This window comes from Pseudoalteromonas sp. PB2-1, assembly GCF_045040605.1.
GTDB classification, from domain to species: domain Bacteria; phylum Pseudomonadota; class Gammaproteobacteria; order Enterobacterales; family Alteromonadaceae; genus Pseudoalteromonas; species Pseudoalteromonas arabiensis.
This window is the reverse complement of record NZ_CP090667.1, coordinates 3,401,972-3,423,870: the sequence shown is the minus strand read 5'-3', so window position 1 is coordinate 3,423,870 and position 21,899 is coordinate 3,401,972. Positions and strand designations below refer to the sequence as shown.

Genomic DNA, 21,899 nt, shown 5'->3' with positions numbered 1-21,899 from the left:
GAAAACAACAAATAACTATGTGGCCTCTTTCTCCTAAATCTATCGGCATCTTGATGGGTCTTCTTTACGGCATCTGCATACGCATTTTTCTTGAAGTTAGCGGAACGTTTAATTTCGGTAGCCTTGTTACTATTTCGTTTATGTTTTTAGTGCCTGTTGCTATTGGGTTTATACGGGTACATTTTGAATACAATCAGCTGCCTGTGATGACATACGGAAGAATGGCAGTGATCGCTTGGCAGCCTATTTTTATCTTCTTATTTGTGAGTGTTATTACTCTTTTAGAGGGCAGCATCTGCGTTGCAATGGCACTCCCTGCATTTATGTTTTTTGCTAGTATTGGCGGTATGTTAGCAGGGCTCTGTCATCGACTTTGGGCAAAGAAAAGCAACAAAGCGGTGATGTCGGTAGCATTGCTGCCGTTAATTCTTTCTCCTTTAGAGTTCAACTTTTTACACCTATCGAAAACTTACGAAGTTAAAAATACGATTGTTATAAATGCGCCTGTTGACGTTGTGTGGCAACAATTGGCTAATGTTAGCCAAATTCACGAGGGCGAGTATCCGAGCTCATTTTCGCATTTAATTGGTATTCCAAGGCCAATTCGAGCTGATATGAGTGGTGATGGAGTCGGTGCAATAAGAACCAGTCACTGGCAGAAAAATGTAGTATTTAAAGAAGTGATAACTGAGTGGCAGCCGAATGAGAAAATGCTTTATAAGTTTGATATAGACCCAGACTTAATTCCTGATAAGGCGCTGGATCAGCATGTGAAATTAGGTGGTGAATATTTTTCGCCGTTACATGGCGGTTATGAATTAGTTGCAAGTGGTAAGAATCAAACGCTGTTGAGCCTAAAAACGACTGTACTTGATAACACTAATTTTGGCATTTATTCACGAGTGTGGGGAGAGGTGATCTTTCAGGATTTTCACAAAGCTCTTCTGAAACTCATGAAATCGCGCGCTGAACATGACATACAACTAGCTACAAACCCATCGTAACTATTTTTAGACAAGCAGTTTATCGTGATTGTTTTCTTTATTAGCTTTAAATCGCTAGGCTAGGGTTAATATTTTTATTTTAGGAACACACCATGAAATACTTAGTGGCATCGGTGCTCATGACGGCATCATCAGTAGCGGCTGCGCGTCCTGCACCGTTAGTGTCAATTCCAAGCCATGATGGCTTTTTTGATAATATTGCAGCCCATTGTGGCAAAGCTTACGAAGGTAAAGTGAGCGTTGATAACGCGACAGGCCCCAGTTCATTTGCGGGTAAAAAGTTAGTGATGCATGTACGTCGTTGTAACGAGCGTGAGTTACAAGTGCCATTTCATGTGGGTGACGATGCATCTCGTACATGGATCATCACAAAAACGGGCAGTGGTTTGAGTTTAAAGCATGACCATCGCCATAAAGATGGCAGCGATGATAAATCAACCATGTATGGGGGCCATACCCTTGATGCGGGTTTTGCTAATGCACAGTCGTTCCCGGCTGATCAATATTCAAAACAGTTGTTTGTGAGCCAAGGTATTCCACAATCAATGGGCAATACGTGGCAAATGTATATTTACCCCAAGCAATTTACGTATCGTTTAGTGAGAGAAGGGCGTGAGTTTCGCGTTGATTTTGATTTAACAAAGCCAATTACACCACCAAGTGCTCCGTGGGGGTATGAAGACTAGCGCTATTTAGCGTCATCCTCGCATTGTAAAACAACCGTTAAAGGTGGTTGGTAGGGGCGTGGTTTAGTGGGAAAGCGTTCATACTCCTGTACACCATCAGTCACTCTTAACATAAACGGTTTGTCTCTACATAAACGGCTGGCATGGCGCAGCAAAAATACGCTTTGATTGCGAAAGTGCTTGTAGTCATCAGACTGAATTTCGAGGTGGTAGCGGCCATCGGCTAATTTAGTTTGGTAGTAGTGGACTTCTTCATCAAAGTCGAAAAGTTTTTCTGTTTCGGTTTCTTCAGCGTATGCAGGGGAAAAGCCAGCGGTAAGTAAAAGGGCGCTGATTGATAATGCGAATATCGAACGGGGTTTGTTCATAAACACCTAACTCCATGTGATTGATGCAATAATTCTAGCGCGTGTTGTTGAACCATGAATTAGCTTCGACAGTCAAACTAGGGTAACGTTAGTTTATATCTTATACCTAGTCTAACACTCAAAAGGTAAAATGTGATGCTCAATAAAATAAAACAGCTATTTTCAGCGATGGACGATACTCAATCTAATATTAGTGAGCATGACCTAAAAACAGCGGTTGCCGCTTTATTAATCGAGGTTATGCGCGCTGACAGTGAATTACAAGATGATGAGCAACAAACACTGAATGACACCTTAAAGAAATATTTTTCTTTAACAGACGATGAGGTTCAGGAGCTCATTGATAGCGCCTCTAAAAATTTAGATGAAGCGATTGATTATTTTCAGTTTTCTAAACAAATAAATGCACAGTGTAGTGCTGAGCAGCGTATTGATATTATCGAGCTGTTATGGCGTTTAGCCTATGCTGATGGTGAATTAGATAAACATGAAGAGGTTGTGATTCGCCGTGTCGCTAGCCTCTTATATGTGACTCATGAAGATTTTATCGCTGCGAAACTGGCAGCGACAAAACTCAGCTAAGGGCTATTAAATTAAATCAGGCTTACTTACTTATTTAATTTACTTGCCACACTAACAAGTTGTTGAGCTAGGCTGGCAACTTGTTCCGCTGTATCAGCATCATTAATGCGGCCCTGTTCATCTAATTTAGTGTGGATAGCAGACACAGCTAACTGATCCGCAAGTACTAAGCTGCCAATACCTGATAAAATATCACGCACGTGGTTTAAACCACGTAAGCCGCCTAAACCGCCTGGTGAAGAAGCATAGAGCGCGGTTACTTTATTACGAAATGCTGGTACCGCGCCTTGCTCAGTGCGAGATGCCCAATCGATAGCGTTTTTAAGTGGTGCCGTAATTGAGCCATTATATTCGGGGCTTGCCAGCAGAATGCCGTCTGCTGCACGAAGTTTATCTTTTAATAATTGTGCCCCAGCGGGTGTGCCTTGCGCTTCAATATCTTCATCAAATAACGGTAGGTCTAAATCGCTTAACTTAATGACTTCTACTTCTGCACCACTTTCGAGGGCGAAGCGTGCTGCCTCATTAATTAGTTTTTGGTTAAAGCTGTCTTTACGTAGGCTGCCTGCGAGGGCAATAATTTTTGGCGCTGTCATGAGGGGCTCCTTTTTAAGCTTCACTGTTGTTGATATAACCACTGTTGATATGCTCACTGTAGCAAAAAATAGCTTGCAGAAAAGCTAAATAAACGCAAAACTTATGTGCGTAAATGCACATGTGGAGCTGTTATGGCAATTCAATTTGATGATTGGCAAGATGTTAAGGTCGCTTATGAAGTAGCTAGACTAGGTACTTTAACGGCTGCCGCGGAGTCCTTGGGTGTTCATCACAGCACAGTACTAAGAAGAATCAACAATTTAGAAGATAACCTTGATGCACGGTTATTTCACCGCCATGCCCGTGGTTATACAGTGACAGAAATTGGCGCTAAGTTGTTTGCCACGGCTAAATCGATTAATGCAGAACTTGAAAAGCTCCATAACGATATTATTGCTGCTGACAGCCAGTTACGAGGCAGCTTATTATTAACCACGGTGAGTGGTTTTATTGATGTGCTCAGTGATGTTTGTGAGCAGTTCCAAAGTTTACACCCACAAGTGCAGCTTGAGGTTATTCTTGACCAAAATCGTCTACGACTCGACCATGGTCAAGCACATATTGCTGTTAGAGCGGGTCCGCGCCCTGATGAAGGCGATTATATTGCCCAGCATTTAGCGGAGTTATCGTCTGGGTTTTATGCCTCAAAAAGCTATATTGAAAAATATGGTATGCCAAAGAGTATTCAGCAGTTAGAGCAACATAGTTTTGTATCTGGAGTGGCAGGATATAATGGAAAAGTACCTTATTTTGCTTGGGTCGATGAGCACATAGCACCAGCACAAATCAAACTTAGAGTATCAGAAACATCAGAAGCAACCCGCGCTATTGTTAGGGGACTTGGTATTGGTGGCTTGCAGCACGAAGTGGCACAGCAGTATCCTGATTTAGTGCCAGTATTAGCAAAAGAACTTGCTTGGCCAACAGACCTTTGGCTGGTGACACATCATTTGGTGCACCGTACTGCTAAAGTGCAAGCTTTTAGTCAGTTACTAAAAGCTTACTTTAAAAAGCTAACAAGCTAGAGTGACTTTTTAACACTGATACCTAAGCGTTTCGCGAGTCGCACTAGATTGGCTCTATCCACTTTAAGGGTGCGTGCTGTGGCTGCCCAATTTAGATTATGCCGCTCAAGTTGCTGCATAATTAGTTGGTAGTTGAATGCTTCAGTGGCCTCTTTTAGCGACAGTTCTGGTAGCGCATTCTTGTGCTCTACTGCTGTATAGCTCTCCTTATTTGATAGCTGCTCAATATTACAATGCGCAGGCTCTATAGTAATAATATCCTGCTGCCACTGTTGTTGCTTTGCTTTTAATGCTGCGCGACTAATGACGTGTTCAAGTTCTCTGACGTTGCCAGGCCAATCGTATTGACGCAATAATACTTGGGTGTCTACACTTAGCTTTAGTTGTTTTATCGCAAGCTTACGTGCAGTTTGCTCCACGAAAAAGCCAGCAAGTAAAATAACATCGTTATCACGGGCCCTCAGCGCTGGCACATTCAGCGGGTAAACACTCAGTCTATGAAACAGATCTGCTCGAAAACGCCCCTCTGCAACTTCTTGTTTTAAATCACGGTTTGTTGCAGCAATAACCCGTACATCGACATAATGAGTCTGATCTTCACCCACAGTTTGTATTTCACCACTTTGCAATACGCGTAGTAGTTTACTTTGCATCGCAAGGGGTAACTCGCCAATCTCGTCTAAAAACAGCGTGCCGCCATCGGCGAGTTGAAACTTTCCCTGACGAGCTGTATGTGCACCCGTAAAGGCGCCTTTACTGTGGCCGAAAAACTCGCTCTCAGCTAAATTCTCTGGTAATGAAGCACAGTTGAGATGAATAAGAGGCTGCTCGCGGCGTTTTGAATTTAAGTGAATATTGCGGGCAACCAGCTCTTTACCCACGCCCGTTTCACCTTGGATCAACACACTAAATTCGGATGCTGCGACCAATTGAATGTCATTTTTTAGTGCTTGTATTGCATGGCTATTACCTATGATCTCGACTCCTTCTCTGGTAAGAGCCGCAAGGTTAAGCTGTTGTGCAAGCTGATAGTTATGCTGCGCATGATGCTGATAGTGTTGCAAGGTTAATACACTTTCAACATGTGCAGAAATGAGCTGCATTAGTTGTTTTAACTCTGCCGAGTCTAAGTCATCAAATGCATATTCATCCAAGCTGTCAAATGTAATGACAGCCAGTAAATTCGGGTTTTTTTGGTGACTGCTATACAGTGGAATACCCATGCAGGCGTGTACGGGAAAATCACCATGTTTGCGCTTAAGTAAACCATCATAAGGGTCTGGTAACCCACATTCTTTGGCAAATTTTAATGGCTGAGTTGCTTGGCATATCTCATATAAACGTGGATGTTCGTCGATTTTAAAGCGTCTGCCTAACGTGTCATGTGATAAGCCTTGTAAGGCAACCGGTTTTAACACATCTCCTTTGTTAAGAAGTAGTGCGAGCGCATCACAGGCTATCCACTCGTTTATGCAATCCAGTAAATAATTAAAGTTTGTATATTCAGGGCTTACTCTTGCCAGTGCGATTGCAATATCGAGCATAGTCTTTTTACTCGCCATGTCATATTGACCTTATTGTGTTTTTTGATGTTATTAATGGTGAGTCATTTTGACTTTTTCTTCAATGTCCATTTTCTTATCTAATTGAAAATTAATGGCTTTTAATTTTGGCAAGGTGTGTGCAATAACAATGGCAATGATATCAGTGAGGGTGGTAATGAAAGTCATTAATTTAACAGAGCCAATGCCAAAAAAAGTAAAGGCTCATCAAGTCAGTGAATGGCCTATTTGGGCATTAGCGTTTAGGCCTTACTTTTTGGTTGCCGGTGTATTAGCCGTGGGCTCTATGAGTTACTGGTTACTCATGTTAAGTGGTTATGCCAACTGGCATTTAACTGTACCAGCTACGCTTTGGCATGCCCACGAAATGCTATTTGGTTTTTCAGGTGTTGTTGCTATGGGGTTTTTACTGACCGCGGCGCAAACGTGGACTGGCGTACCGAGTGTCAGTGGCAGCAAGCTTTGTCTAATGACTGGTGTGTGGTTATTAGCACGTTTGAGTTTCTTTTTACCTGCCATAATAACAGCGAATTTTAATTTATATGTAGTGGGAGTGTTTCAGCTTATATGGTGGTTAGCCGGCATCATTACCCTGAGTAATATGTTGCTCAAAGCAAGTAGTAAGCAGAATTACGTGTTTATTGTTATTGCCTCCATGCTATGTACTCTTAATATGATTTTTTTAGCATTGGTGGTTGCTGAAAAAATGCTCTTTGCGCTCAGTGTTGTGGATACCGCCGTGATTGTGATGACTTTATTGGTTGGTATTGTTGCAGGGCGTGTTGTGCCATTTTTCACTGCGCGAGGATTGAATCTTACCGAGCAAGTTCGTCTACCAAGGCTTGATAAACTGGTAGTGGTAAGCTCTTTATTTGCTATTGCTTGGTTCTTTTTTAGTCAATTATTCTTTAATCAAATGAGCGTAGGCTGGGTTTTTGCTTGGCTTGCTTGTTTACATTTTTATCGCTGTGTTGCGTGGTGGCACAAGGGGATACTAAAAGTGCCTCTGTTATGGTCACTACACCTTTCATATTGGGCTTTGAGTATAGGTTTACTCTTAATTGCACTGAGCTCCTATAGTTCGTTCATTTTATTTAAAGATGCGCTGCATTTTATCACTGTAGGTACGATTGGCTTAATGATCTTAGCTATGATGGTGCGTGTGTCTCATGGTCATACCGGCCGACCCCTAAAAGTGCCATTTATCATTACCCTAGCATTTGTGTGTATTGCCGTTGCTGGGATTATACGCGCTCTGCTTATATCTGTAATAGGGCACCACTTGGCGTGGCAGCTGAGTGCAATGCTGTGGATAGCTGGTTTTTTATTGTTCTTATTTCATTGTGCGCCCATTTTAGTGAAACGTCGTGTAGATGGTCGCGTGGGTTAATTACTCCCTTTAAAATAGAGGAAATGATATGTTGTCTGAAAAAACGATCGAGATTGTTAAAAGTACAGTGCCATTGCTAGCAGAGGCAGGCCCTCAGGTTACTGAATACTTTTATGATCGTATGTTTAGTTATAATCCCGAGTTAAAAAACATTTTTAATATGAGCCATCAGCAATCAGGGCATCAGCAATTTGCGTTGTTTAATGCGTTAGCTGCCTATGCTGCGAATATTGATAACCTTGCTGTTTTGAAAGATGCCTTAGCACGTATAAATCATAAGCATACTAGTTATCACATTTTGCCTGAGCACTATCCGATTGTAGGTGGTCACTTAATTGCAACACTTAAGGAATTGCTGCCTGAGCAGTTTACTCCAGAGGTTGAATACGCATGGCGAGAAGCGTATGCACTGCTTGCAGATGTCTGTATTACAGAAGAAATGGCATTATACAACAAAACCAAGCAAGCCCAAGGAGGTTGGTTTGGTACACGTTTATTTACTATTTCACACAAGCAAATCGAGTCAGAGCATATTTGTAGTTTTACCCTGACTCCTTGTGATGGTAAAGCGGTGGTGTCGCATTTACCAGGGCAATATTTGGGTATTAAAGTTAAACCTGAAAACAGTGATAATACTCAAATTCGCCAATACTCTATTTCGCAGCAAAGTAATGGTGAAAACTACCGTATTAGCGTAAAGCAAGAAGGTTTAGTCTCCTACCATTTACATAGCTTGCGTGAAGGCGAGGTAATTGAAGTTTATCCTCCAGCAGGCGACTTTGTGCTTCGCGAAATCGACTCGCCTGTCGTATTAATTTCAGCAGGTGTTGGCCAAACACCGATGATGGCGATGCTTGAGACATTATTGAGCAAACAACATAACCAGCCAATTCATTACCTGCATGCATGCGACAGTGAGGCGCAATTTGCCTTTCATGAATATTTATCAAAGCAACAGCAAGCGCACCCTGCTTTTAATTGTGTTACATGGTTTAAAGATGGCAAGGGAGGAGATTTTGCGGGCTTGATGGATGTTAATCACATCACCGATAACTTACCAATTGGCGAAGGTGACTTTTATCTGTGTGGTCCAATCGCCTTTATGGCTATGATAAAAGAGCAGCTACTAAGTTTAGGGGTTGCAAGTGAACGCATTCACTATGAGGTGTTTGGCCCTCACCAAACCCTATAACGAAAAGGGCGCAGCCTAAGCCGCGCCTGATTGTTAGTTAACTTCGCACTCTACATTAGGAAGTGGAATACGGCGCTCTTTTTTGGGGTAGTAAAGCAGGCATTGCTCGCCTGCTTTTTGCAACACAAACTTCTCAGAAGGAATTGAATGGGCGCCCATTATTGGCAAGCCATCAGGTCCTTTACCTGTACCATGATCAATTAACAGCACGGCACTTTTAGTGAACACATCATCAGCTAAGGTCACTAAAGCACCTCCTTTAGCTGACTGAATGGCTTGTTGTAACTCGGTAATCACGCCAGCATTGATACGAGTTAACGTCGCATCTTGAGGCTGCTCAGCTTGGCTACTTTGACACGCAGTTAAACTCATCAGCAATGATGAAATAAAGAGGTATTTTTTACTCATCGCTATCTCCTTTTGCTGGTGTGGGGCGTGTTAAGTCCATATTCTCTTTATATAGTGGTTGTTTAGGAACGAGTGGTAAGCCTGTATCCGCTAACGCATTGACTGAGATGTTGGGCTGTTTGATTTTTGCCGTTTGAGTTGAAATAGGGCAGCGGTTATTTTCGATATGGAAAAGAGCTGTAGATAATAAGCCTTCGTTTTTATCGCCCAACTGGTGGTTAAAATCGTCTGCAGCCAGACAACCTTGCACGTCAGCGTCAAATTGCGGGGTCGGAGTCGGTCTTAAGCCATCTGAATATTCACCGAATCCCTGTTCATTCACTCCTGAAAATTGAATAGTAAAGTAGGTTGTTGCACAGTTATGAGTCGGATTAAACCCGTATGGTTTACCACAGGTCTTATCACCAATTAGAATAACCTCTGCGTTGATGCCTTTAAGCCCATTAATAAATGCTTCTGATGCCGAGCAAGTTCCTTCAGTGCTAAGCACATACACTTTTGATAAGTTTAAATCGGGGAGTGTGTTGTTAGTCGCTTGAAACGTTGAATAATCAATTTCAAAGTCAATAAATGGAAAGGGCGTATCATTGGGTTGTTTGTCGTTTCGAATGGTTTGATAATAGTCAAAACCTCTACTATTGGCAGGGCCTGCAACCATATAAGCAAGTTGTGCAGAAAGAGCCAATACGCCACCACCGTTGTATCTAAAGTCAATTACAAGCTCATCGATCATATCGGTTTTGAACTTATTAACAGCATTAATAAGCTCAGGTTGGGCAATGCTTATATGACTATTAAACTGCATATAACCAACTTTGGTGCCATTTTCAGTGATCAGTGTATTCACATTTTGCACAGGGGTTTGGGTAATATTACCTGCTACCACATTGATTGATTTTTCAGTACCATCATTGCTTCGTAGTTTAAGGTTATGGGTGCTGCCAGCTGTGGGGTTGAACAGTACTTCATTCAAAATTTCAATGCCGGCTTCGGTGTTGTCGTTGATACTTACATTATCCGCCGATAAAATCGTATCACCGCGTTGTAAACCTGCATTGGCGGCAGGTGAGCCATCCTCTAAATAGGCGATGCGTAGTACTCGAGGTGGTGTGTTACTAAGAAACGCCCAGTTGATTCCGTAGCCCGATACAACACCAGATTGCGACTCTTTGAAAAAATCTTCAGTTGGCTGACTAAAATGAAAGTTGTCTTTGTTAGCGCCTGAGTCTGTCGTTTGAAATGTTTTTAGTTGATCGTAGTAGGCTGCAACTGAACTAAAGTTGTCAGGGTTGTTGTCTTCGATTTCATCGTACCAAAGGTATGTTTCATCACTCCATGAGCGTAACCACATTTTTTCAGTAAACTCAGAACCAGCAGTGTCGGGGTAAGGCTGATTTTCATTGAATGGATCATTACCTGTGCGGGGCACGGCGCATTGATCTTTAAACTCGCTGGATGGCGCAAATGTACCAGCTGTCCAAACAGTGGAAGAGTTAGCGGGAGGTGGAGTTACTGTATCTGTGTCAGAGTCTAACGAACTACCCCCACCGCAAGCCGTTAAATAAAGGCTTGAAAAGATAAAAAAAGTCGCCTGTGCGAGTTTGTTACTTTTAAACATGAGATTACTTTCCTGTAAACGGTTGTTGAAAAAGTATCAGTAAGTATACGCGATGACAATAAAGGGCGATCTAAATAGTGTAAATAAGTGTATAAATTTTCAGCGCATCCTGTCAGTCTGCAGGTTCAAGTTTTTGCCATGCTTCAAAGAGCTTCTGTTGTTTGTTTGAAATAGCGAGTCCATAGGTTTTTTGCATATAGAAGTAAGTATCTGCAATGCGCTTTCGAGCATAAACTGGTGGTTCAACAACACGCTGTTTAAAGTCAACCTTAACAGGACATGCTCCGTACTGTTTGATGTTATTGGCTACCATACCAAAACGATAGTTAGAGCGATCAGCATTAATTTCACCGATGGCTGGTGCTAAGTTATTTATGTCAGCTTCCATTTGACGAAACTTTTTACTCACTTTTCGGCAATTTTTTCTACCACCTTCTTGCCAGCACTGCAGTTGATGACCAAACTCCCAAGCAGGCACAATATGCTCCCACTCAATCCGGTGTGCCCGTATATTTTGTTTGCCAGAACGAGTCACAGCATTTCGCGGCAGGTAGCCGCATCGCGTTGGATCAGGCACTAACTTTTTACCTTCGCGTTTTATATCACAATCACAATATAAGCTCTTAGTGTCGTTTGGTAAGGTCTTTATTAGATATTTTTTGGCACTAGAAAAGCTAGAAAATTGCTCCGCAGAGGCAGTAAAACAAACCCCAAGGCAAAATAGTAAAGAGAAAAATAAACGCATATCCATCACATGTGTGAACTACAGGGTTTGCTAGTGTAGAGTGATAGCTCTAAAAGAAAAAGAGTTTGATTGTTATCGAGATAATCAGCCTAGGCAGTTTAAACTTCGACAAGTTATAAGCAAGGCACCAAAACAGTGGTGCCGATGCTGGTAGGATTACTTACTGCTAGTTGAAATTGGCTTACGGCGCTTTATACGTAGGTTTTGTAGTAATAATAAAATACCCGAAATACAAAACATTACGCTGGTGGCTGCAAAGCTTATAAGTAAGGGGTTATTAAAGTCCTCGCGCTCGTCGTAATCCATAATATGTAACATCCAAAAAAAGTCGAAAATACGCCAAATAGTGCTGCGTACTGTAATGACCTTACCTGTAGCGCTATCTAAATACAGGGTAGTTGTCAGCCAATCATCAAAGCTGACTTGCCAAACATTCTCTTTGTATGCAATTTCTCTGGGCCCTTTTGCTAAAAGCTGTACTTGAGAGGCCTTTGCACTAATGAGTAGGTGTGCTTTAGCATTTTCAATAATCTCAGACTCACTTGGCCTAGCCATTGCTTCACCCGTTATACCATCAAAGGTAAATGTACCGTTTAAAGTGGCAATTTCAATGGTGGGTTTTGTGAGTAAGTGGCTGTATTTTATATCACTAATTTGCTCAAACTGAGTTGTTATTGCATCAATTGATGCCATGTAATCATGCACTTTAAATGGATTACTAAGGCTGCGTTTAGCTAAGTGTTTGCCATGTACTTTTTCAAGTGGAATGGCGCTCATTACCAAGCCACCCAGCAGCCAAAAAAAGATTTGTATGGCGAGCAAGTAACCTAACCATTTATGCACTTTGCGGGCATACTTGAACATACGTTTATTCATAGAAAACCACTTGTTATTTTTGTATAGGCGCTATTGTAAAAGCTTAAACTAGGCTGCCAATGCGGCATAATGTCGCATTAACTGTATTCTAGATTTGGTATATAGACAAAACTGCGTTAAAGTTCCAAGCGCTATTAATAGAGGGTAAAACGAAGGTATGTCGGAAATTCAATTTTTAAATGTAGACTTGGAGCTTGAATCAAAACACGATATAAGTGCACTGGTGGCTGATTTAAAGAAAAACGCCATGGTCTTACATTATGACAAAGATGAATATCGTCAACTTGCTCGTATTGAAGCAACAGCTGACATTAGCACGCCAGATAAAGCAATTAATCAATTATGCGAATTAATTGAGTCATGTTCACGCAATGCATTGAAACAGTGGCTTTCGTGTTCAAAACGAACATTTGATATTGGTTTTGAGTCAGGTGACTCGCCAAAATGTTTTAATCAAGCCCTGCACGCAGATACCTTATTACGTATTTCTGCCATTGGCGCAGGGATCGAAATTACCATTTACCCAGTTCAGAGCTAAGCTCGCTATCTTCGTTCTACCACCGCTGCGGTCATACGTGATACGCAGCACAGTTCACCTGCCGCATTACTAATTTTAATTTCCCAAACCGATGTCCTTTTCCCTAGATGAATAGGGCGTGTAATTGCTGTAAGTACGCCTTTGCGTGATGCTTTGAGATGATTGGCATTTATCTCTTGGCCGACACAATAAAACTTTTCAAAGTCAACAACAAAATTTGCCGCATAACTGGCCACAGTCTCAGCTAGCACAACATTTGCGCCTCCGTGTACCATTCCCATTGGATTATGGTGGGCTGGTATAGCGGGCATGGTGGCAACTAGATAGTCATCACCAATTTCGGTTATTTCAATGCCCATGGTTTTCATTAAAGTTCCTTCACCTGTAATGCCTTGTGCAAATTGCTGGCATTGCTCCAAAGTGACTGGCTGGTGCCAAATGCTCATGGTATTTCCTTAGCAAGCTAATTAAAGCTACTACCATATTGCATATAACTGTGCTGTTCAACGTTAGTTTTTTAGCAAAATGAGGAGGCCAATTTAAATTTGCGATTTTCAGATAACTGTATATACTCACAGTTAAATGTACTGTATGGAAAACCAGTTGTATGCGCCCATTAACGAAACGCCAATCGCAAATATTAGAACTTATTAAAGTATTTATTAAAGATACAGGCATGCCGCCAACTCGTGCCGAAATAGCTCAGACGCTGGGTTTTAAAAGTGCCAATGCCGCTGAAGAACATCTTAAAGCGCTGGCTAAAAAAGGCATGATAAAAATGAAGCCTGGAGCGAGTCGTGGTATTCAGTTAGTTGAGGAAGATGAGCCAGAACAACTAGGACTCCCTTTAATTGGTCGTGTAGCTGCCGGTGAGCCAATTTTAGCGCAGGAACATGTGGAGAGTCATTGTCAGGTTGATCCATCTTTGTTTAAACCCGCTGCAGATTTTTTACTACGTGTTAATGGCATGAGTATGAAAGATATAGGCATTATGGATGGTGATTTACTGGCAGTACACAGAACACAAGTGGCTGAAAATGGTCAAGTTGTCGTTGCGCGTGTTGATGAAGATGTGACTGTAAAACGCTTAGAAAAAGCCGGTCGAAAAGTCCTCCTACATGCAGAAAATGAAGAGTTTGCACCGATTGAGGTTGACCTCGAACACGAATCTTTCAATATCGAAGGATTGGCAGTTGGCGTTATTCGTAATGCTGATTGGATGTAACGTTAATATACTTAAGTAACTTTAGCGTTTTCAGTCGCGCTCGTTTTTTGTTTTAATGTTTTGTACTGAGTAAGATGTTTTCAAAATGGTGCGTCAAACTGATTTAATTTGGTGCGACGCCGCTTTTTACCTATTTAGCATTGATTTGTGACCCCTTAGCGTTGCTCGGAGTCCATGTATAGCGCAGTTTTCCTTTCTTTTTGAGTTTTTGCTCTTCCCCTTTTTTACAAATAACGCTCTGATTATAGTTGTTATTTTTGCACCAAAATAAACATTTCTTAGATTAAAAACTTGCTTATTGTTCATTTTTTAACTAATTGGTTAATACAATGTGTTAACACCGTTTTACTAAAAAGACACAAAATAATGTGCAGTGGTGTTAAACGATGAGCTTGTATCAGATTTCTGTCGTGTTGGTACGTGTTTGCTCTAAACAATAAAAATACGAATGGGCACCTAGCTGTACGCCTTTTCGCTTTGCGTCTTGCAATAGCATCTAAAGGAGCTGTCACATGGGTAAAATGCGTTATGCCTTGTGGCTTATTTTAGTGTCTCTACCGCAGTTAGCATTGGCAAATAGTCAATTTAATATGCGTAAAGGGGTAACTGATATAAGTAATAATGTTTATGAGTTACACATGACGATATTTATTATCTGTTGTGTCATCGGCGTCATCGTTTTTGCGTTGATGTTTTGGGCTTTAATACATCATAGAAAATCAAAGGGGGCAAAGCCCGCCCAATTTCATGAAAGCACAAAAGTTGAAATTCTTTGGACTGCCATTCCGTTTGTGATTTTAATTGCCATGGCTGTGCCTGCCACAAAAACCTTAATCGCTATGGAAGATGCCTCTAAGGCAGACATCACCATTAAGGTCACGGGTTCTCAATGGAAATGGCATTACGAATATATGGGTGAAGATATTGCCTATTACTCGATTTTGTCGACACCAAAAGATCAAATAGATAACCAAGCTGAAAAGACAGCAAATTACTTACTTGAAGTCGATAAGCCGTTGGTCCTCCCTATCAACAAAAAAGTACGCTTTTTGATGACTTCTGACGATGTTATTCACTCTTGGTGGGTTCCTGACTTTGCGGTGAAAAAAGATGCCAATCCGGGCTTTATCAATGAAGCATGGACACGCATTAACGAACCCGGTGTTTACCGAGGCCAATGTGCTGAACTGTGTGGTAAAGATCATGGTTTTATGCCTGTTGTGGTTCAAGCATTACCTGAAGATGAGTTTGCAACTTGGTTGGCTGATGCCAAACAAGAAAAAGCGAATGCGGCAGCAGCGGATGCTGCATTACTTGATCAAACACTCGCGAAAGAAGAGTTAATGACACTCGGTGAGCAAGTCTACATGGCTAGCTGTGCAGCATGTCACCAACCAACAGGTATGGGGCTACCCGGTGTATTTCCTGCGCTTAAAGGCAGCCCTATTGTACTAGGTGATGTTAAAGATCATATTGATATTGTGCTTCATGGCAAGCCTGGTACAGCAATGCAAGCATTCGATAAACAGCTTTCAATTAAGCAGCTTGCAGCTGTCATTACGTATAAACGAAATGCTTGGGGCAATGATACGGGTGATGTTATCCAGCCGAGTCAAATTCAAGCAGCGATTGATGCAGCAGCGGAGGCGAACTAATGAGTAACGTTATTAATGAGCAAGCCACTGAGCATGCGCATCACGACCACCACCCTGCTAAGGGGTTCAAGCGTTGGTTATATACAACAAACCATAAAGATATTGGCAGTTTATACCTCATTTTTTCACTAACCATGTTTTTAATTGGTGGTGCGATGGCAATGGTGATCCGCGCTGAGCTTTTCCAGCCAGGTCTGCAACTTGTCGATCCTCACTTTTTTAACCAAATGACCACCGTACATGGTTTGATCATGGTGTTTGGGGCTGTTATGCCTGCCTTTACTGGATTGGCCAACTGGATGGTGCCAATGATGATTGGCGCACCTGATATGGCTTTGCCAAGGATGAATAACTGGAGTTTCTGGATTCTACCTTTCGCCTTTTTAATCCTGTTAGCTTCATTGCTGATGCCTGGTGGTGGCCCTGCATTCGGTTGGACTTTTTATGCGCCACTGTCGACTACTTACAGTAACGATAACACCGCACTCTTTGTCTTCGCTGTGCATATTATGGGCATTAGTTCAATCATGGGGGCGATTAACGTTATCGTGACCATTGTGAACTTAAGAGCCCCAGGCATGACATGGATGAAGCTGCCACTGTTTGTTTGGACATGGTTGATCACCGCATTCTTATTGATTGCTGTGATGCCTGTGCTTGCCGGTGCGGTGACCATGGTGCTTACTGATAAATACTTTGCCACCAGCTTTTTTGATGCCGCAGGGGGGGCGACCCTGTGATGTTCCAACATATTTTTTGGTTCTTTGGGCACCCTGAGGTGTATATCATGATTTTGCCGGCGTTCGGTATTATCTCTACTATCGTGCCGACTTTCTCACGTAAAAAGCTATTTGGTTATGCCTCTATGGTGTATGCCACTTCATCGATTGCGCTGCTTAGCTTTATCGTATGGGCACATCACATGTTCACCACAGGCATGCCGGTAGCCGGTGAGCTGTTCTTTATGTACGCCACGATGTTGATTTCGGTACCGACAGGCGTAAAAGTGTTTAACTGGGTCGCTACCATGTGGCGAGGGTCAATTAGTTTTGAAATCCCCATGATGTTTGCCATTGCTTTTATCGTATTGTTCACCTTGGGAGGTTTCTCTGGCTTGATGCTTGCGATCACACCTGCTGATTTCCAATATCATGATACTTATTTTGTGGTCGCTCACTTCCACTATGTACTCGTTACAGGCGCAGTGTTCTCTATTATGGCAGGAGCCTATTACTGGCTGCCAAAATGGACTGGCAATATGTATAACGAAACCTTGGCTAAATGGCATTTCTGGTTATCACTAATTAGTGTCAATGTGCTGTTTTTCCCGATGCATTTTGTTGGCCTTGCGGGCATGCCACGTCGTATCCCTGATTATGCTCTGCAATTTGCAGACTTTAACGCCATTATTAGTATTGGTGGGTTTGCGTTTGGCCTTTCACAATTACTGTTCGTGCTGGTGGTATTTAAATGTGCCAGAGGTGGTGACAAAGCGCCTGCAAAAGTATGGGATGGTGCAGAGGGGTTAGAGTGGGAAGTTGATTCTCCCGCACCTTACCACACCTTTGAGACACCGCCGGAGATTAAGTAATGAATCATGCACCTTTGCTCAAAAAGCTCCTGCTAGCATGCCTTGGTATGTTTGCATTTGCTTTTGCATTGGTGCCGCTTTACGACGTGTTTTGTGATGTTACGGGCTTAAATGGCAAACCTTCTCTTGAGAGGGCTGTAGTGAGTGACACAGTTAATACTGAGCGTTCTGTAGATGTAAGCTTTACAACACATGCACAAAGCGGTGCACCATTCAAAGTTGAGTCCCAGCAGTACAGTGTCGCTGTGCAGCCAGGCGCTATGCGTGAAGTTAAGTTTAGCGCTAAGAATACCAGCAACACAGACAAAATAATGCAAGCAATTCCCTCGGTATCGCCAGGAAAAGCAGCTAAATACTTACACAAAATTGCCTGTTTTTGCTTCGATCAACAGCCTATGAAAGCAGGTGAAGAAATCGAGTTTACTTTACTATTTTATGTCGATACTGAGCTACCGGATGATGTTGAAGAGCTGACATTGTCCTATACCGTGTTTGATATTAGCGGGCAGGTTGTGGCTAAAAACGATGAAGCCGCCAAGCTAATTGCTAATTAGGAGCAAACAAAATGAGTCAGAATTACGAAAAATATTATGTACCAGCTGAAAGTCCGTGGCCGATTGTCGGTGCAATTGCGATGTTTTTAATTGCTGTTGGCGCTGGTTTAACTGTGATGCAAGTCAGTGGCGAAGGCAGCAGTGGTCAATATGTATTGTATTTAGGCATTGCGATATTAATTTATATGGTTTTTAGCTGGTTTAGAAACGTTATTGAAGAGTCGCATAAAGGGCTTTACTCAGCACAAATGGACCGTTCATTCCGACAAGGCATGAGCTGGTTTATATTTTCTGAAGTAATGTTTTTTATGGCATTCTTTGGTGCACTTTTTTATGCCCGTATGATTTCTGTACCTTGGTTGGGTGGGGCTGGTAACAATGCCATGACCAATGAAGTACTTTGGCCAACCTTTGAAGCCGTATGGCCTCTTTTAACCACCCCCAGTGGTGACACAACACAGGCTATGGGCTGGCAAGGGCTCCCATTAATTAATACCCTTATTTTACTTACCTCCTCGGTCACTATTCACTTTGCTCATGTGGCAATGGAAAACAATAAGCGTGGTGCGCTAAAAGTATTCTTATCGCTAACCGTGTTATTAGGTGTCGTTTTTTTAGGCTTACAAGTATATGAATATATGCATGCTTATCAGGATCTCGGTTTAACCCTAGATGCGGGTGTATATGGCAACACGTTCTTTTTATTAACTGGTTTTCACGGTATGCACGTGACCTTGGGGACGGTCATTCTGTTTGTCGTACTGTTGCGTATATTCAAAGGTCATTTTAGTAGTGAAAAGCATTTTGCGTTTCAGGCCGCAGCTTGGTATTGGCATTTTGTTGATGTGGTTTGGCTGTGTTTATTTGTATTTGTGTATGTGCTGTAGCGTGACGAAGAGGTGATGGGTTGGTGTGAATAAAGCCCAATTTCATTGCGGCAATAATGATCACCAACACAACAACAGAGAAAAGTACTCTGCGTCCTAAATAGTGTGACATGGGTCGTGCGGTCTGTTTTGCTGACATCATTACAAACAGTGCTCGAAAAAGGTTAAACACAATATATAACAATAACAACACAATGATGATTTTTATCATTTTAGGTTTCCTTGATGCAGTTAATTTTATGGCGTAAACAAAAGCTTAGTTCAATTATCGCAATTTGCGTTGTGGTGTTTGCGGTGCTGATTTGTTTGCGTTTAAGTGTTTGGCAGTATCAACGCGGCGAGCAAAAGCAGCAGCAATTAAGTCAGCTCGCTGTATCAAGCCAACAAGGTGTTATGGATTGGCAAGCACTGCAAAACTTACCCGATGGTGTTAACAAAACGGGCTTACAGGTCAAAGTCTCTGGGGTGGTTAATAAACAACATTACTGGCTACTTGATAATCAAATATATCAAGGGCAAGTAGGTTATGACTTACTTGCAGCTGTAAGCATCAAAGGAGAGACAGCCCCTTTAATTGTTAATTTTGGTTGGCTCAAAGCCCCCGCTGATCGTAATCAATTGCCATCAGTGGCTTGGCCTAGCAGTGCGCTTATTACAGCGACAGTTCAAATAAAACAAGGTCAGCTGCAAGGCTTTACTTTAGCGGATGACATTGGTGCAGAAAGTGGCTGGCCCAAACGTATTCAGGGAGTCGATTTAGCCATCTTTAGTCGTCAACTAGAGCAGCCGTTACACGCCTTTATTGGTTATCGTAAAGAAGCAGATGGCTTAGCGACACCCCATTACAAAAGTGTTGTGATGGGTCCTGATAAACATTACGCCTATGCAGTGCAATGGCTGCTAATTGGCTTGGCCTGTGCTGTTATTGCGTATTTTGCGATGAGAAGGAGACATCATGAAAATAAATCCACTTAGTTTGTTTGCTCTGTGTTGTTTTGTGCCCCTTATTCTGGCCTTTGCAGCATTAAAGCTTGAGTGGTTGCCAAGTGGCTCTAGTAATCATGGTGAGCTGTTAAAGACCGAAGTAAAACTCGCTGATTGGCAGCAAGGAGACCCTAAGCAATGGACAATTGCACTTAACTATCCAGATGATTGCCAATTAAGGTGTGAAGAGCAGCTTGCGAGTCTTGAAAACTTATACGTTGCGTTAGGGAAAAACCAGCAAAAAGTGGATGTTGCTGTATTAAGTCGGCAGCAAAAAACAGCAGCGAATTGGCGCCATTTAGAAGAAAACGCAGATCTTCAAGCGGGGGACTTATATTTAGTCGATCATATGGGACTGGTTGTTTTGCATTACCCCTATAAAAACAAACCTGAAGAGAATCGGTTAATTCAAAAAGGCTTACTGAAAGATTTAAAAAAACTACTCAACTACGCACGTTCAAGTTAATACTCGGTAAGGGGCAATAATGTATAAAAATTATAAATATTTAGTCTTATTTACGTGTTTTCTATCTGTTTTAGTGGTGGGGCTTGGGGCATATACGCGGTTAAGTGATGCAGGGCTCGGTTGCCCTGATTGGCCAGGGTGTTACGGGTTTTTAACTGTGCCAAAGCATGAAACTGCACTTTTGCATGTTGAGCAGAATTATCCAGATATGATGTTTGAAGCAGCAAAAGCATGGAAAGAAATGATTCATCGCTATTTTGCAGGAGCATTAGGCCTATTTATATTGGCGTTGTTTGTATTTGCTTGGCTGAAACGTCAATACCCCACTACCCCAGTGAAACTACCGCTAGCACTTTTATTGCTGGTGGTTTTTCAAGCGGCTCTAGGAATGTGGACAGTGACCATGAATCTGCAACCTTTGGTTGTTATGGGGCATTTATTGGGTGGGTTTAGCATTTTATCTTTAGTATTTTTACTATATTTGCGGCTGACCTCTAAGCCTATTACTGGCGGTGATGCAGGGGCGAGGCCTTATTACAGATTAGCGCTGATAGGGTTAGTGGTGTTGGTATTACAGATAGCTTTAGGCGGTTGGCTTGCGGCTAATTATGCAGCCCCGCACTGTAATGGTTTACCACTATGTAGTTACGGGCAGCCATTTTCACTCTCAAGTGTGTTTCAGCTGCCGCTCGAGCACAGTACCTATGAGTATGGCGTGTTATCGCAACAGGCACGCATGTCTATACATTTACTACATCGCATATGGGCACTGGTAACCTGTGTGGTGCTTGCGTTGATTATGTGGCGAATCTTTTCGAAATCCTATTCTCGAAAGATCAAGCACTGCACTGTAACAGTACTGGTGGCCTTGTTATGCCAGATTTGCTTGGGTCTTGCCGTCGTGCATTGGCATTTTCCATTAGGCGTCGCACTTGCTCATAACTTAATGGCGGCGTTGTTGCTTTTGAGCATGGTTAGACTTTGTTTTCATCTAAAAGCAAGAACTTAGGAGGCTGGGATGGCACTTATTTTAACAACTGAAAAATCAGTAACAGCGCAGATCACTGAATTACTGAAGGACTATCTAGCAATAAGCAAATTTAAAGTTGTTGCGATGTTAGTACTCACAGCTTGGGTAGGATTAGCACTTGCCCCTGATATGGGAAGAGATGTATTTGTTCAATTAGCAAGTCTACTAGGCATAGGTTTATTATCTGCAGCTGCGGCAGTAATAAATCATGTCGTTGATAGTGAGATTGATAGCAAAATGGCACGCACACGACATCGTCCTGTGGCAAAAGGCCGCTTAAGTAAGCTACATGCTCTTAGTTTTGCCGCCATCATAGGTGTGCTTGGTTTTATTATGTTGATGATCTGGGCGAATACGTTAACTGCTGTGCTTACGCTGTTTGCTTTGGTTGGCTATGCTTTTATCTATACTTCTTTTTTAAAACGAGCAACCCCACAAAATATTGTCATCGGTGGACTTGCTGGTGCGATGCCTCCTTTATTAGGCTGGGTATCAGAAACAGGGCACATGGCAGCTGCGCCTTGGTTATTAGTGATGATTATTTTTACTTGGACGCCGCCGCACTTCTGGGCGTTGGCTATTGCGCGTAAAAGTGATTACGAGCGAGCAAAAATCCCTATGTTACCTGTCACTCACGGCATTGAGTTTTGCAAAACATGTGTAGTGGCATATTCAATTTTATTGGCCTTAGTATGTGTATTGCCTTACCTAATAGGTATGTCGGGGATTATTTATTTATTTGCTGCAAGTGCTTTAAATGCGGTTTTTATTTATAAAGCGCTAAAACTAAAGTTTGCGCCTAAAGAGGGTACAGCAATGGACTTATTTCGTTTTTCAATCGTACATTTAATGCTACTCTTTATCGCCCTATTTATTGATAAGTGGTTTCTTGTATGAAACATTTTTTAGCTGTGCT

25 protein-coding genes and 1 pseudogene are annotated in these 21,899 nt (G+C 42.1%); 16 read left to right on the top strand and 10 right to left on the bottom strand.

Going from position 1 to position 21,899, the window contains the following annotated elements:
* Positions 1–206 precede the first annotated feature (206 nt).
* Both L0Z67_RS16045 and L0Z67_RS16040 read left to right on the top strand, forming a co-directional pair.
* Complete coding sequence (locus tag L0Z67_RS16045) at positions 207–1,004, top strand: hypothetical protein (protein WP_405128250.1); 798 nt, start codon at positions 207–209, stop codon at positions 1,002–1,004.
* A gap of 92 nt (positions 1,005–1,096) precedes the next feature.
* On the top strand, positions 1,097–1,690 hold the full coding sequence (locus L0Z67_RS16040; RefSeq protein ID WP_237114571.1) for a hypothetical protein: 594 nt from the start codon (positions 1,097–1,099) through the stop codon (positions 1,688–1,690).
* 2 nt (positions 1,691–1,692) lie between these two features.
* Here L0Z67_RS16040 and L0Z67_RS16035 read toward each other — a convergent pair whose 3' ends face one another.
* Positions 1,693–2,058 (bottom strand): hypothetical protein, encoded by a 366-nt coding sequence (locus L0Z67_RS16035; RefSeq protein ID WP_062568361.1) that lies wholly within the window; start codon positions 2,056–2,058, stop codon positions 1,693–1,695.
* Positions 2,059–2,193: 135 nt separating this feature from the next.
* Here L0Z67_RS16035 and L0Z67_RS16030 point away from each other — a divergent pair, with 135 nt between their 5' ends.
* Positions 2,194–2,640 carry a TerB family tellurite resistance protein gene (locus L0Z67_RS16030; protein WP_062568360.1) on the top strand — a complete coding sequence of 149 codons (447 nt, stop codon included), beginning with the start codon at positions 2,194–2,196 and terminating at the stop codon, positions 2,638–2,640.
* A gap of 26 nt (positions 2,641–2,666) precedes the next feature.
* Here the strand turns inward: L0Z67_RS16030 and L0Z67_RS16025 are convergent, their stop codons facing one another.
* The gene (locus L0Z67_RS16025; protein WP_405128249.1) at positions 2,667–3,236 is read right to left on the bottom strand and encodes an NADPH-dependent FMN reductase; all 570 of its coding nucleotides are present in this window, start codon (positions 3,234–3,236) and stop codon (positions 2,667–2,669) included.
* A gap of 132 nt (positions 3,237–3,368) precedes the next feature.
* On the opposite strand from L0Z67_RS16025, the gene L0Z67_RS16020 reads away from it, so the two are divergent.
* A complete protein-coding gene (locus tag L0Z67_RS16020) occupies positions 3,369–4,262 on the top strand; it encodes a LysR family transcriptional regulator (RefSeq protein ID WP_193987966.1) in 894 nt (297 codons plus the stop codon).
* On the opposite strand, the gene norR is transcribed toward L0Z67_RS16020, so the two are convergent.
* The gene (gene norR / locus L0Z67_RS16015; RefSeq protein WP_193987965.1) at positions 4,259–5,824 is read right to left on the bottom strand and encodes a nitric oxide reductase transcriptional regulator NorR; all 1,566 of its coding nucleotides are present in this window, start codon (positions 5,822–5,824) and stop codon (positions 4,259–4,261) included. The two genes, L0Z67_RS16020 and norR, sit on opposite strands and share 4 nt — an antisense overlap.
* Positions 5,825–5,857: 33 nt before the next feature.
* Positions 5,858–5,992 (bottom strand): hypothetical protein, encoded by a 135-nt coding sequence (locus tag L0Z67_RS16010; protein ID WP_405128248.1) that lies wholly within the window; start codon positions 5,990–5,992, stop codon positions 5,858–5,860.
* Between L0Z67_RS16010 and L0Z67_RS16005 the strand changes: the two genes are divergently transcribed.
* Positions 5,982–7,214 (top strand): NnrS family protein, encoded by a 1,233-nt coding sequence (locus L0Z67_RS16005; RefSeq protein ID WP_405128247.1) that lies wholly within the window; start codon positions 5,982–5,984, stop codon positions 7,212–7,214. The two genes, L0Z67_RS16010 and L0Z67_RS16005, sit on opposite strands and share 11 nt — an antisense overlap.
* Positions 7,215–7,242: 28 nt before the next feature.
* Positions 7,243–8,406: an NO-inducible flavohemoprotein gene (hmpA, locus tag L0Z67_RS16000; RefSeq protein ID WP_405128246.1), complete on the top strand. Its 1,164-nt coding sequence runs from the start codon at positions 7,243–7,245 to the stop codon at positions 8,404–8,406.
* Between the two features lie 33 nt (positions 8,407–8,439).
* On the opposite strand, the gene L0Z67_RS15995 is transcribed toward hmpA, so the two are convergent.
* The 4 genes from L0Z67_RS15995 to L0Z67_RS15980 all read right to left on the bottom strand — a co-directional run bounded on the left by L0Z67_RS15995 (position 8,440) and on the right by L0Z67_RS15980 (position 12,053).
* The gene (locus L0Z67_RS15995) at positions 8,440–8,814 is read right to left on the bottom strand and encodes a hypothetical protein (protein WP_062568354.1); all 375 of its coding nucleotides are present in this window, start codon (positions 8,812–8,814) and stop codon (positions 8,440–8,442) included.
* A complete protein-coding gene (locus tag L0Z67_RS15990; protein WP_405128245.1) occupies positions 8,807–10,432 on the bottom strand; it encodes a S41 family peptidase in 1,626 nt (541 codons plus the stop codon). Before L0Z67_RS15990 ends, L0Z67_RS15995 begins: the two co-directional genes overlap by 8 nt.
* A 112-nt stretch (positions 10,433–10,544) precedes the next feature.
* Positions 10,545–11,183 (bottom strand): endonuclease, encoded by a 639-nt coding sequence (locus L0Z67_RS15985; RefSeq protein ID WP_062568352.1) that lies wholly within the window; start codon positions 11,181–11,183, stop codon positions 10,545–10,547.
* Between the two features lie 150 nt (positions 11,184–11,333).
* Positions 11,334–12,053, bottom strand: a complete 720-nt coding sequence (locus tag L0Z67_RS15980; RefSeq protein WP_405128244.1) for a hypothetical protein — start codon at positions 12,051–12,053, stop codon at positions 11,334–11,336.
* A gap of 157 nt (positions 12,054–12,210) precedes the next feature.
* Between L0Z67_RS15980 and L0Z67_RS15975 the strand changes: the two genes are divergently transcribed.
* Positions 12,211–12,591, top strand: a complete 381-nt coding sequence (locus tag L0Z67_RS15975) for a hypothetical protein (RefSeq protein ID WP_062568350.1) — start codon at positions 12,211–12,213, stop codon at positions 12,589–12,591.
* A gap of 5 nt (positions 12,592–12,596) precedes the next feature.
* Here L0Z67_RS15975 and L0Z67_RS15970 read toward each other — a convergent pair whose 3' ends face one another.
* A complete protein-coding gene (locus L0Z67_RS15970; RefSeq protein WP_193987961.1) occupies positions 12,597–13,037 on the bottom strand; it encodes a PaaI family thioesterase in 441 nt (146 codons plus the stop codon).
* Positions 13,038–13,198: 161 nt separating this feature from the next.
* On the opposite strand from L0Z67_RS15970, the gene lexA reads away from it, so the two are divergent.
* The 5 genes and pseudogenes from lexA (at position 13,199) to L0Z67_RS15945 (ending at position 18,503) form a co-directional block, all read left to right on the top strand.
* Positions 13,199–13,816: a transcriptional repressor LexA gene (gene lexA / locus L0Z67_RS15965; protein WP_405128243.1), complete on the top strand. Its 618-nt coding sequence runs from the start codon at positions 13,199–13,201 to the stop codon at positions 13,814–13,816.
* Positions 13,817–14,328: 512 nt separating this feature from the next.
* Positions 14,329–15,471: a cytochrome c oxidase subunit II gene (gene coxB, locus L0Z67_RS15960; RefSeq protein ID WP_405128242.1), complete on the top strand. Its 1,143-nt coding sequence runs from the start codon at positions 14,329–14,331 to the stop codon at positions 15,469–15,471.
* Positions 15,471–17,062, top strand: a pseudogene (gene ctaD, locus L0Z67_RS15955) (cytochrome c oxidase subunit I). Before coxB ends, ctaD begins: the two are co-directional and overlap by 1 nt.
* Entirely contained in the window at positions 17,062–17,616 is a 555-nt protein-coding gene (locus L0Z67_RS15950) for a cytochrome c oxidase assembly protein (protein ID WP_062568345.1), read from the top strand. The pseudogene ctaD and the gene L0Z67_RS15950 overlap by 1 nt, the downstream one beginning before the upstream one ends.
* A gap of 11 nt (positions 17,617–17,627) precedes the next feature.
* Complete coding sequence (locus L0Z67_RS15945; protein ID WP_193987957.1) at positions 17,628–18,503, top strand: cytochrome c oxidase subunit 3; 876 nt, start codon at positions 17,628–17,630, stop codon at positions 18,501–18,503.
* On the opposite strand, the gene L0Z67_RS15940 is transcribed toward L0Z67_RS15945, so the two are convergent.
* Positions 18,403–18,714 (bottom strand): DUF2909 domain-containing protein, encoded by a 312-nt coding sequence (locus tag L0Z67_RS15940; RefSeq protein ID WP_083515279.1) that lies wholly within the window; start codon positions 18,712–18,714, stop codon positions 18,403–18,405. The two genes, L0Z67_RS15945 and L0Z67_RS15940, sit on opposite strands and share 101 nt — an antisense overlap.
* A gap of 14 nt (positions 18,715–18,728) precedes the next feature.
* Between L0Z67_RS15940 and L0Z67_RS15935 the strand changes: the two genes are divergently transcribed.
* From L0Z67_RS15935 to cyoE, 4 genes are read left to right on the top strand one after another with little or no spacing between them, the layout of a single operon-like run.
* On the top strand, positions 18,729–19,478 hold the full coding sequence (locus L0Z67_RS15935) for an SURF1 family protein (RefSeq protein WP_193987956.1): 750 nt from the start codon (positions 18,729–18,731) through the stop codon (positions 19,476–19,478).
* A complete protein-coding gene (locus L0Z67_RS15930) occupies positions 19,459–19,953 on the top strand; it encodes a hypothetical protein (protein ID WP_062568342.1) in 495 nt (164 codons plus the stop codon). The genes L0Z67_RS15935 and L0Z67_RS15930 overlap by 20 nt, the downstream gene beginning before the upstream one ends.
* Positions 19,954–19,972: 19 nt before the next feature.
* Positions 19,973–20,962 carry a heme A synthase gene (locus L0Z67_RS15925; RefSeq protein WP_062568341.1) on the top strand — a complete coding sequence of 330 codons (990 nt, stop codon included), beginning with the start codon at positions 19,973–19,975 and terminating at the stop codon, positions 20,960–20,962.
* A 9-nt stretch (positions 20,963–20,971) separates the two neighbouring features.
* Complete coding sequence (cyoE, locus tag L0Z67_RS15920) at positions 20,972–21,880, top strand: heme o synthase (RefSeq protein WP_062568340.1); 909 nt, start codon at positions 20,972–20,974, stop codon at positions 21,878–21,880.
* The last annotated feature ends 19 nt before the right edge of the window (positions 21,881–21,899 follow it).

Bases quoted from the DNA above. Each gene is read 5' to 3' on its own strand.
- L0Z67_RS16045 (WP_405128250.1), top strand. From the start codon at position 207: ATGACATACGGAAGAATGGCAGTGATCGCTTGGCAGCCTATTTTTATC.
- L0Z67_RS16040 (WP_237114571.1), top strand. From the start codon at position 1,097: ATGAAATACTTAGTGGCATCGGTGCTCATGACGGCATCATCAGTAGCG.
- L0Z67_RS16035 (WP_062568361.1), bottom strand. From the start codon at position 2,058: ATGAACAAACCCCGTTCGATATTCGCATTATCAATCAGCGCCCTTTTA.
- L0Z67_RS16030 (WP_062568360.1), top strand. From the start codon at position 2,194: ATGCTCAATAAAATAAAACAGCTATTTTCAGCGATGGACGATACTCAA.
- L0Z67_RS16025 (WP_405128249.1), bottom strand. From the start codon at position 3,236: ATGACAGCGCCAAAAATTATTGCCCTCGCAGGCAGCCTACGTAAAGAC.
- L0Z67_RS16020 (WP_193987966.1), top strand. From the start codon at position 3,369: ATGGCAATTCAATTTGATGATTGGCAAGATGTTAAGGTCGCTTATGAA.
- norR (WP_193987965.1), bottom strand. From the start codon at position 5,824: ATGGCGAGTAAAAAGACTATGCTCGATATTGCAATCGCACTGGCAAGA.
- L0Z67_RS16005 (WP_405128247.1), top strand. From the start codon at position 5,982: ATGAAAGTCATTAATTTAACAGAGCCAATGCCAAAAAAAGTAAAGGCT.
- L0Z67_RS16010 (WP_405128248.1), bottom strand. From the start codon at position 5,992: ATGACTTTCATTACCACCCTCACTGATATCATTGCCATTGTTATTGCA.
- hmpA (WP_405128246.1), top strand. From the start codon at position 7,243: ATGTTGTCTGAAAAAACGATCGAGATTGTTAAAAGTACAGTGCCATTG.
- L0Z67_RS15995 (WP_062568354.1), bottom strand. From the start codon at position 8,814: ATGAGTAAAAAATACCTCTTTATTTCATCATTGCTGATGAGTTTAACT.
- L0Z67_RS15990 (WP_405128245.1), bottom strand. From the start codon at position 10,432: ATGTTTAAAAGTAACAAACTCGCACAGGCGACTTTTTTTATCTTTTCA.
- L0Z67_RS15985 (WP_062568352.1), bottom strand. From the start codon at position 11,183: ATGGATATGCGTTTATTTTTCTCTTTACTATTTTGCCTTGGGGTTTGT.
- L0Z67_RS15980 (WP_405128244.1), bottom strand. From the start codon at position 12,053: ATGAATAAACGTATGTTCAAGTATGCCCGCAAAGTGCATAAATGGTTA.
- L0Z67_RS15975 (WP_062568350.1), top strand. From the start codon at position 12,211: ATGTCGGAAATTCAATTTTTAAATGTAGACTTGGAGCTTGAATCAAAA.
- L0Z67_RS15970 (WP_193987961.1), bottom strand. From the start codon at position 13,037: ATGAGCATTTGGCACCAGCCAGTCACTTTGGAGCAATGCCAGCAATTT.
- lexA (WP_405128243.1), top strand. From the start codon at position 13,199: ATGCGCCCATTAACGAAACGCCAATCGCAAATATTAGAACTTATTAAA.
- coxB (WP_405128242.1), top strand. From the start codon at position 14,329: ATGGGTAAAATGCGTTATGCCTTGTGGCTTATTTTAGTGTCTCTACCG.
- L0Z67_RS15950 (WP_062568345.1), top strand. From the start codon at position 17,062: ATGAATCATGCACCTTTGCTCAAAAAGCTCCTGCTAGCATGCCTTGGT.
- L0Z67_RS15945 (WP_193987957.1), top strand. From the start codon at position 17,628: ATGAGTCAGAATTACGAAAAATATTATGTACCAGCTGAAAGTCCGTGG.
- L0Z67_RS15940 (WP_083515279.1), bottom strand. From the start codon at position 18,714: ATGATAAAAATCATCATTGTGTTGTTATTGTTATATATTGTGTTTAAC.
- L0Z67_RS15935 (WP_193987956.1), top strand. From the start codon at position 18,729: ATGCAGTTAATTTTATGGCGTAAACAAAAGCTTAGTTCAATTATCGCA.
- L0Z67_RS15930 (WP_062568342.1), top strand. From the start codon at position 19,459: ATGAAAATAAATCCACTTAGTTTGTTTGCTCTGTGTTGTTTTGTGCCC.
- L0Z67_RS15925 (WP_062568341.1), top strand. From the start codon at position 19,973: ATGTATAAAAATTATAAATATTTAGTCTTATTTACGTGTTTTCTATCT.
- cyoE (WP_062568340.1), top strand. From the start codon at position 20,972: ATGGCACTTATTTTAACAACTGAAAAATCAGTAACAGCGCAGATCACT.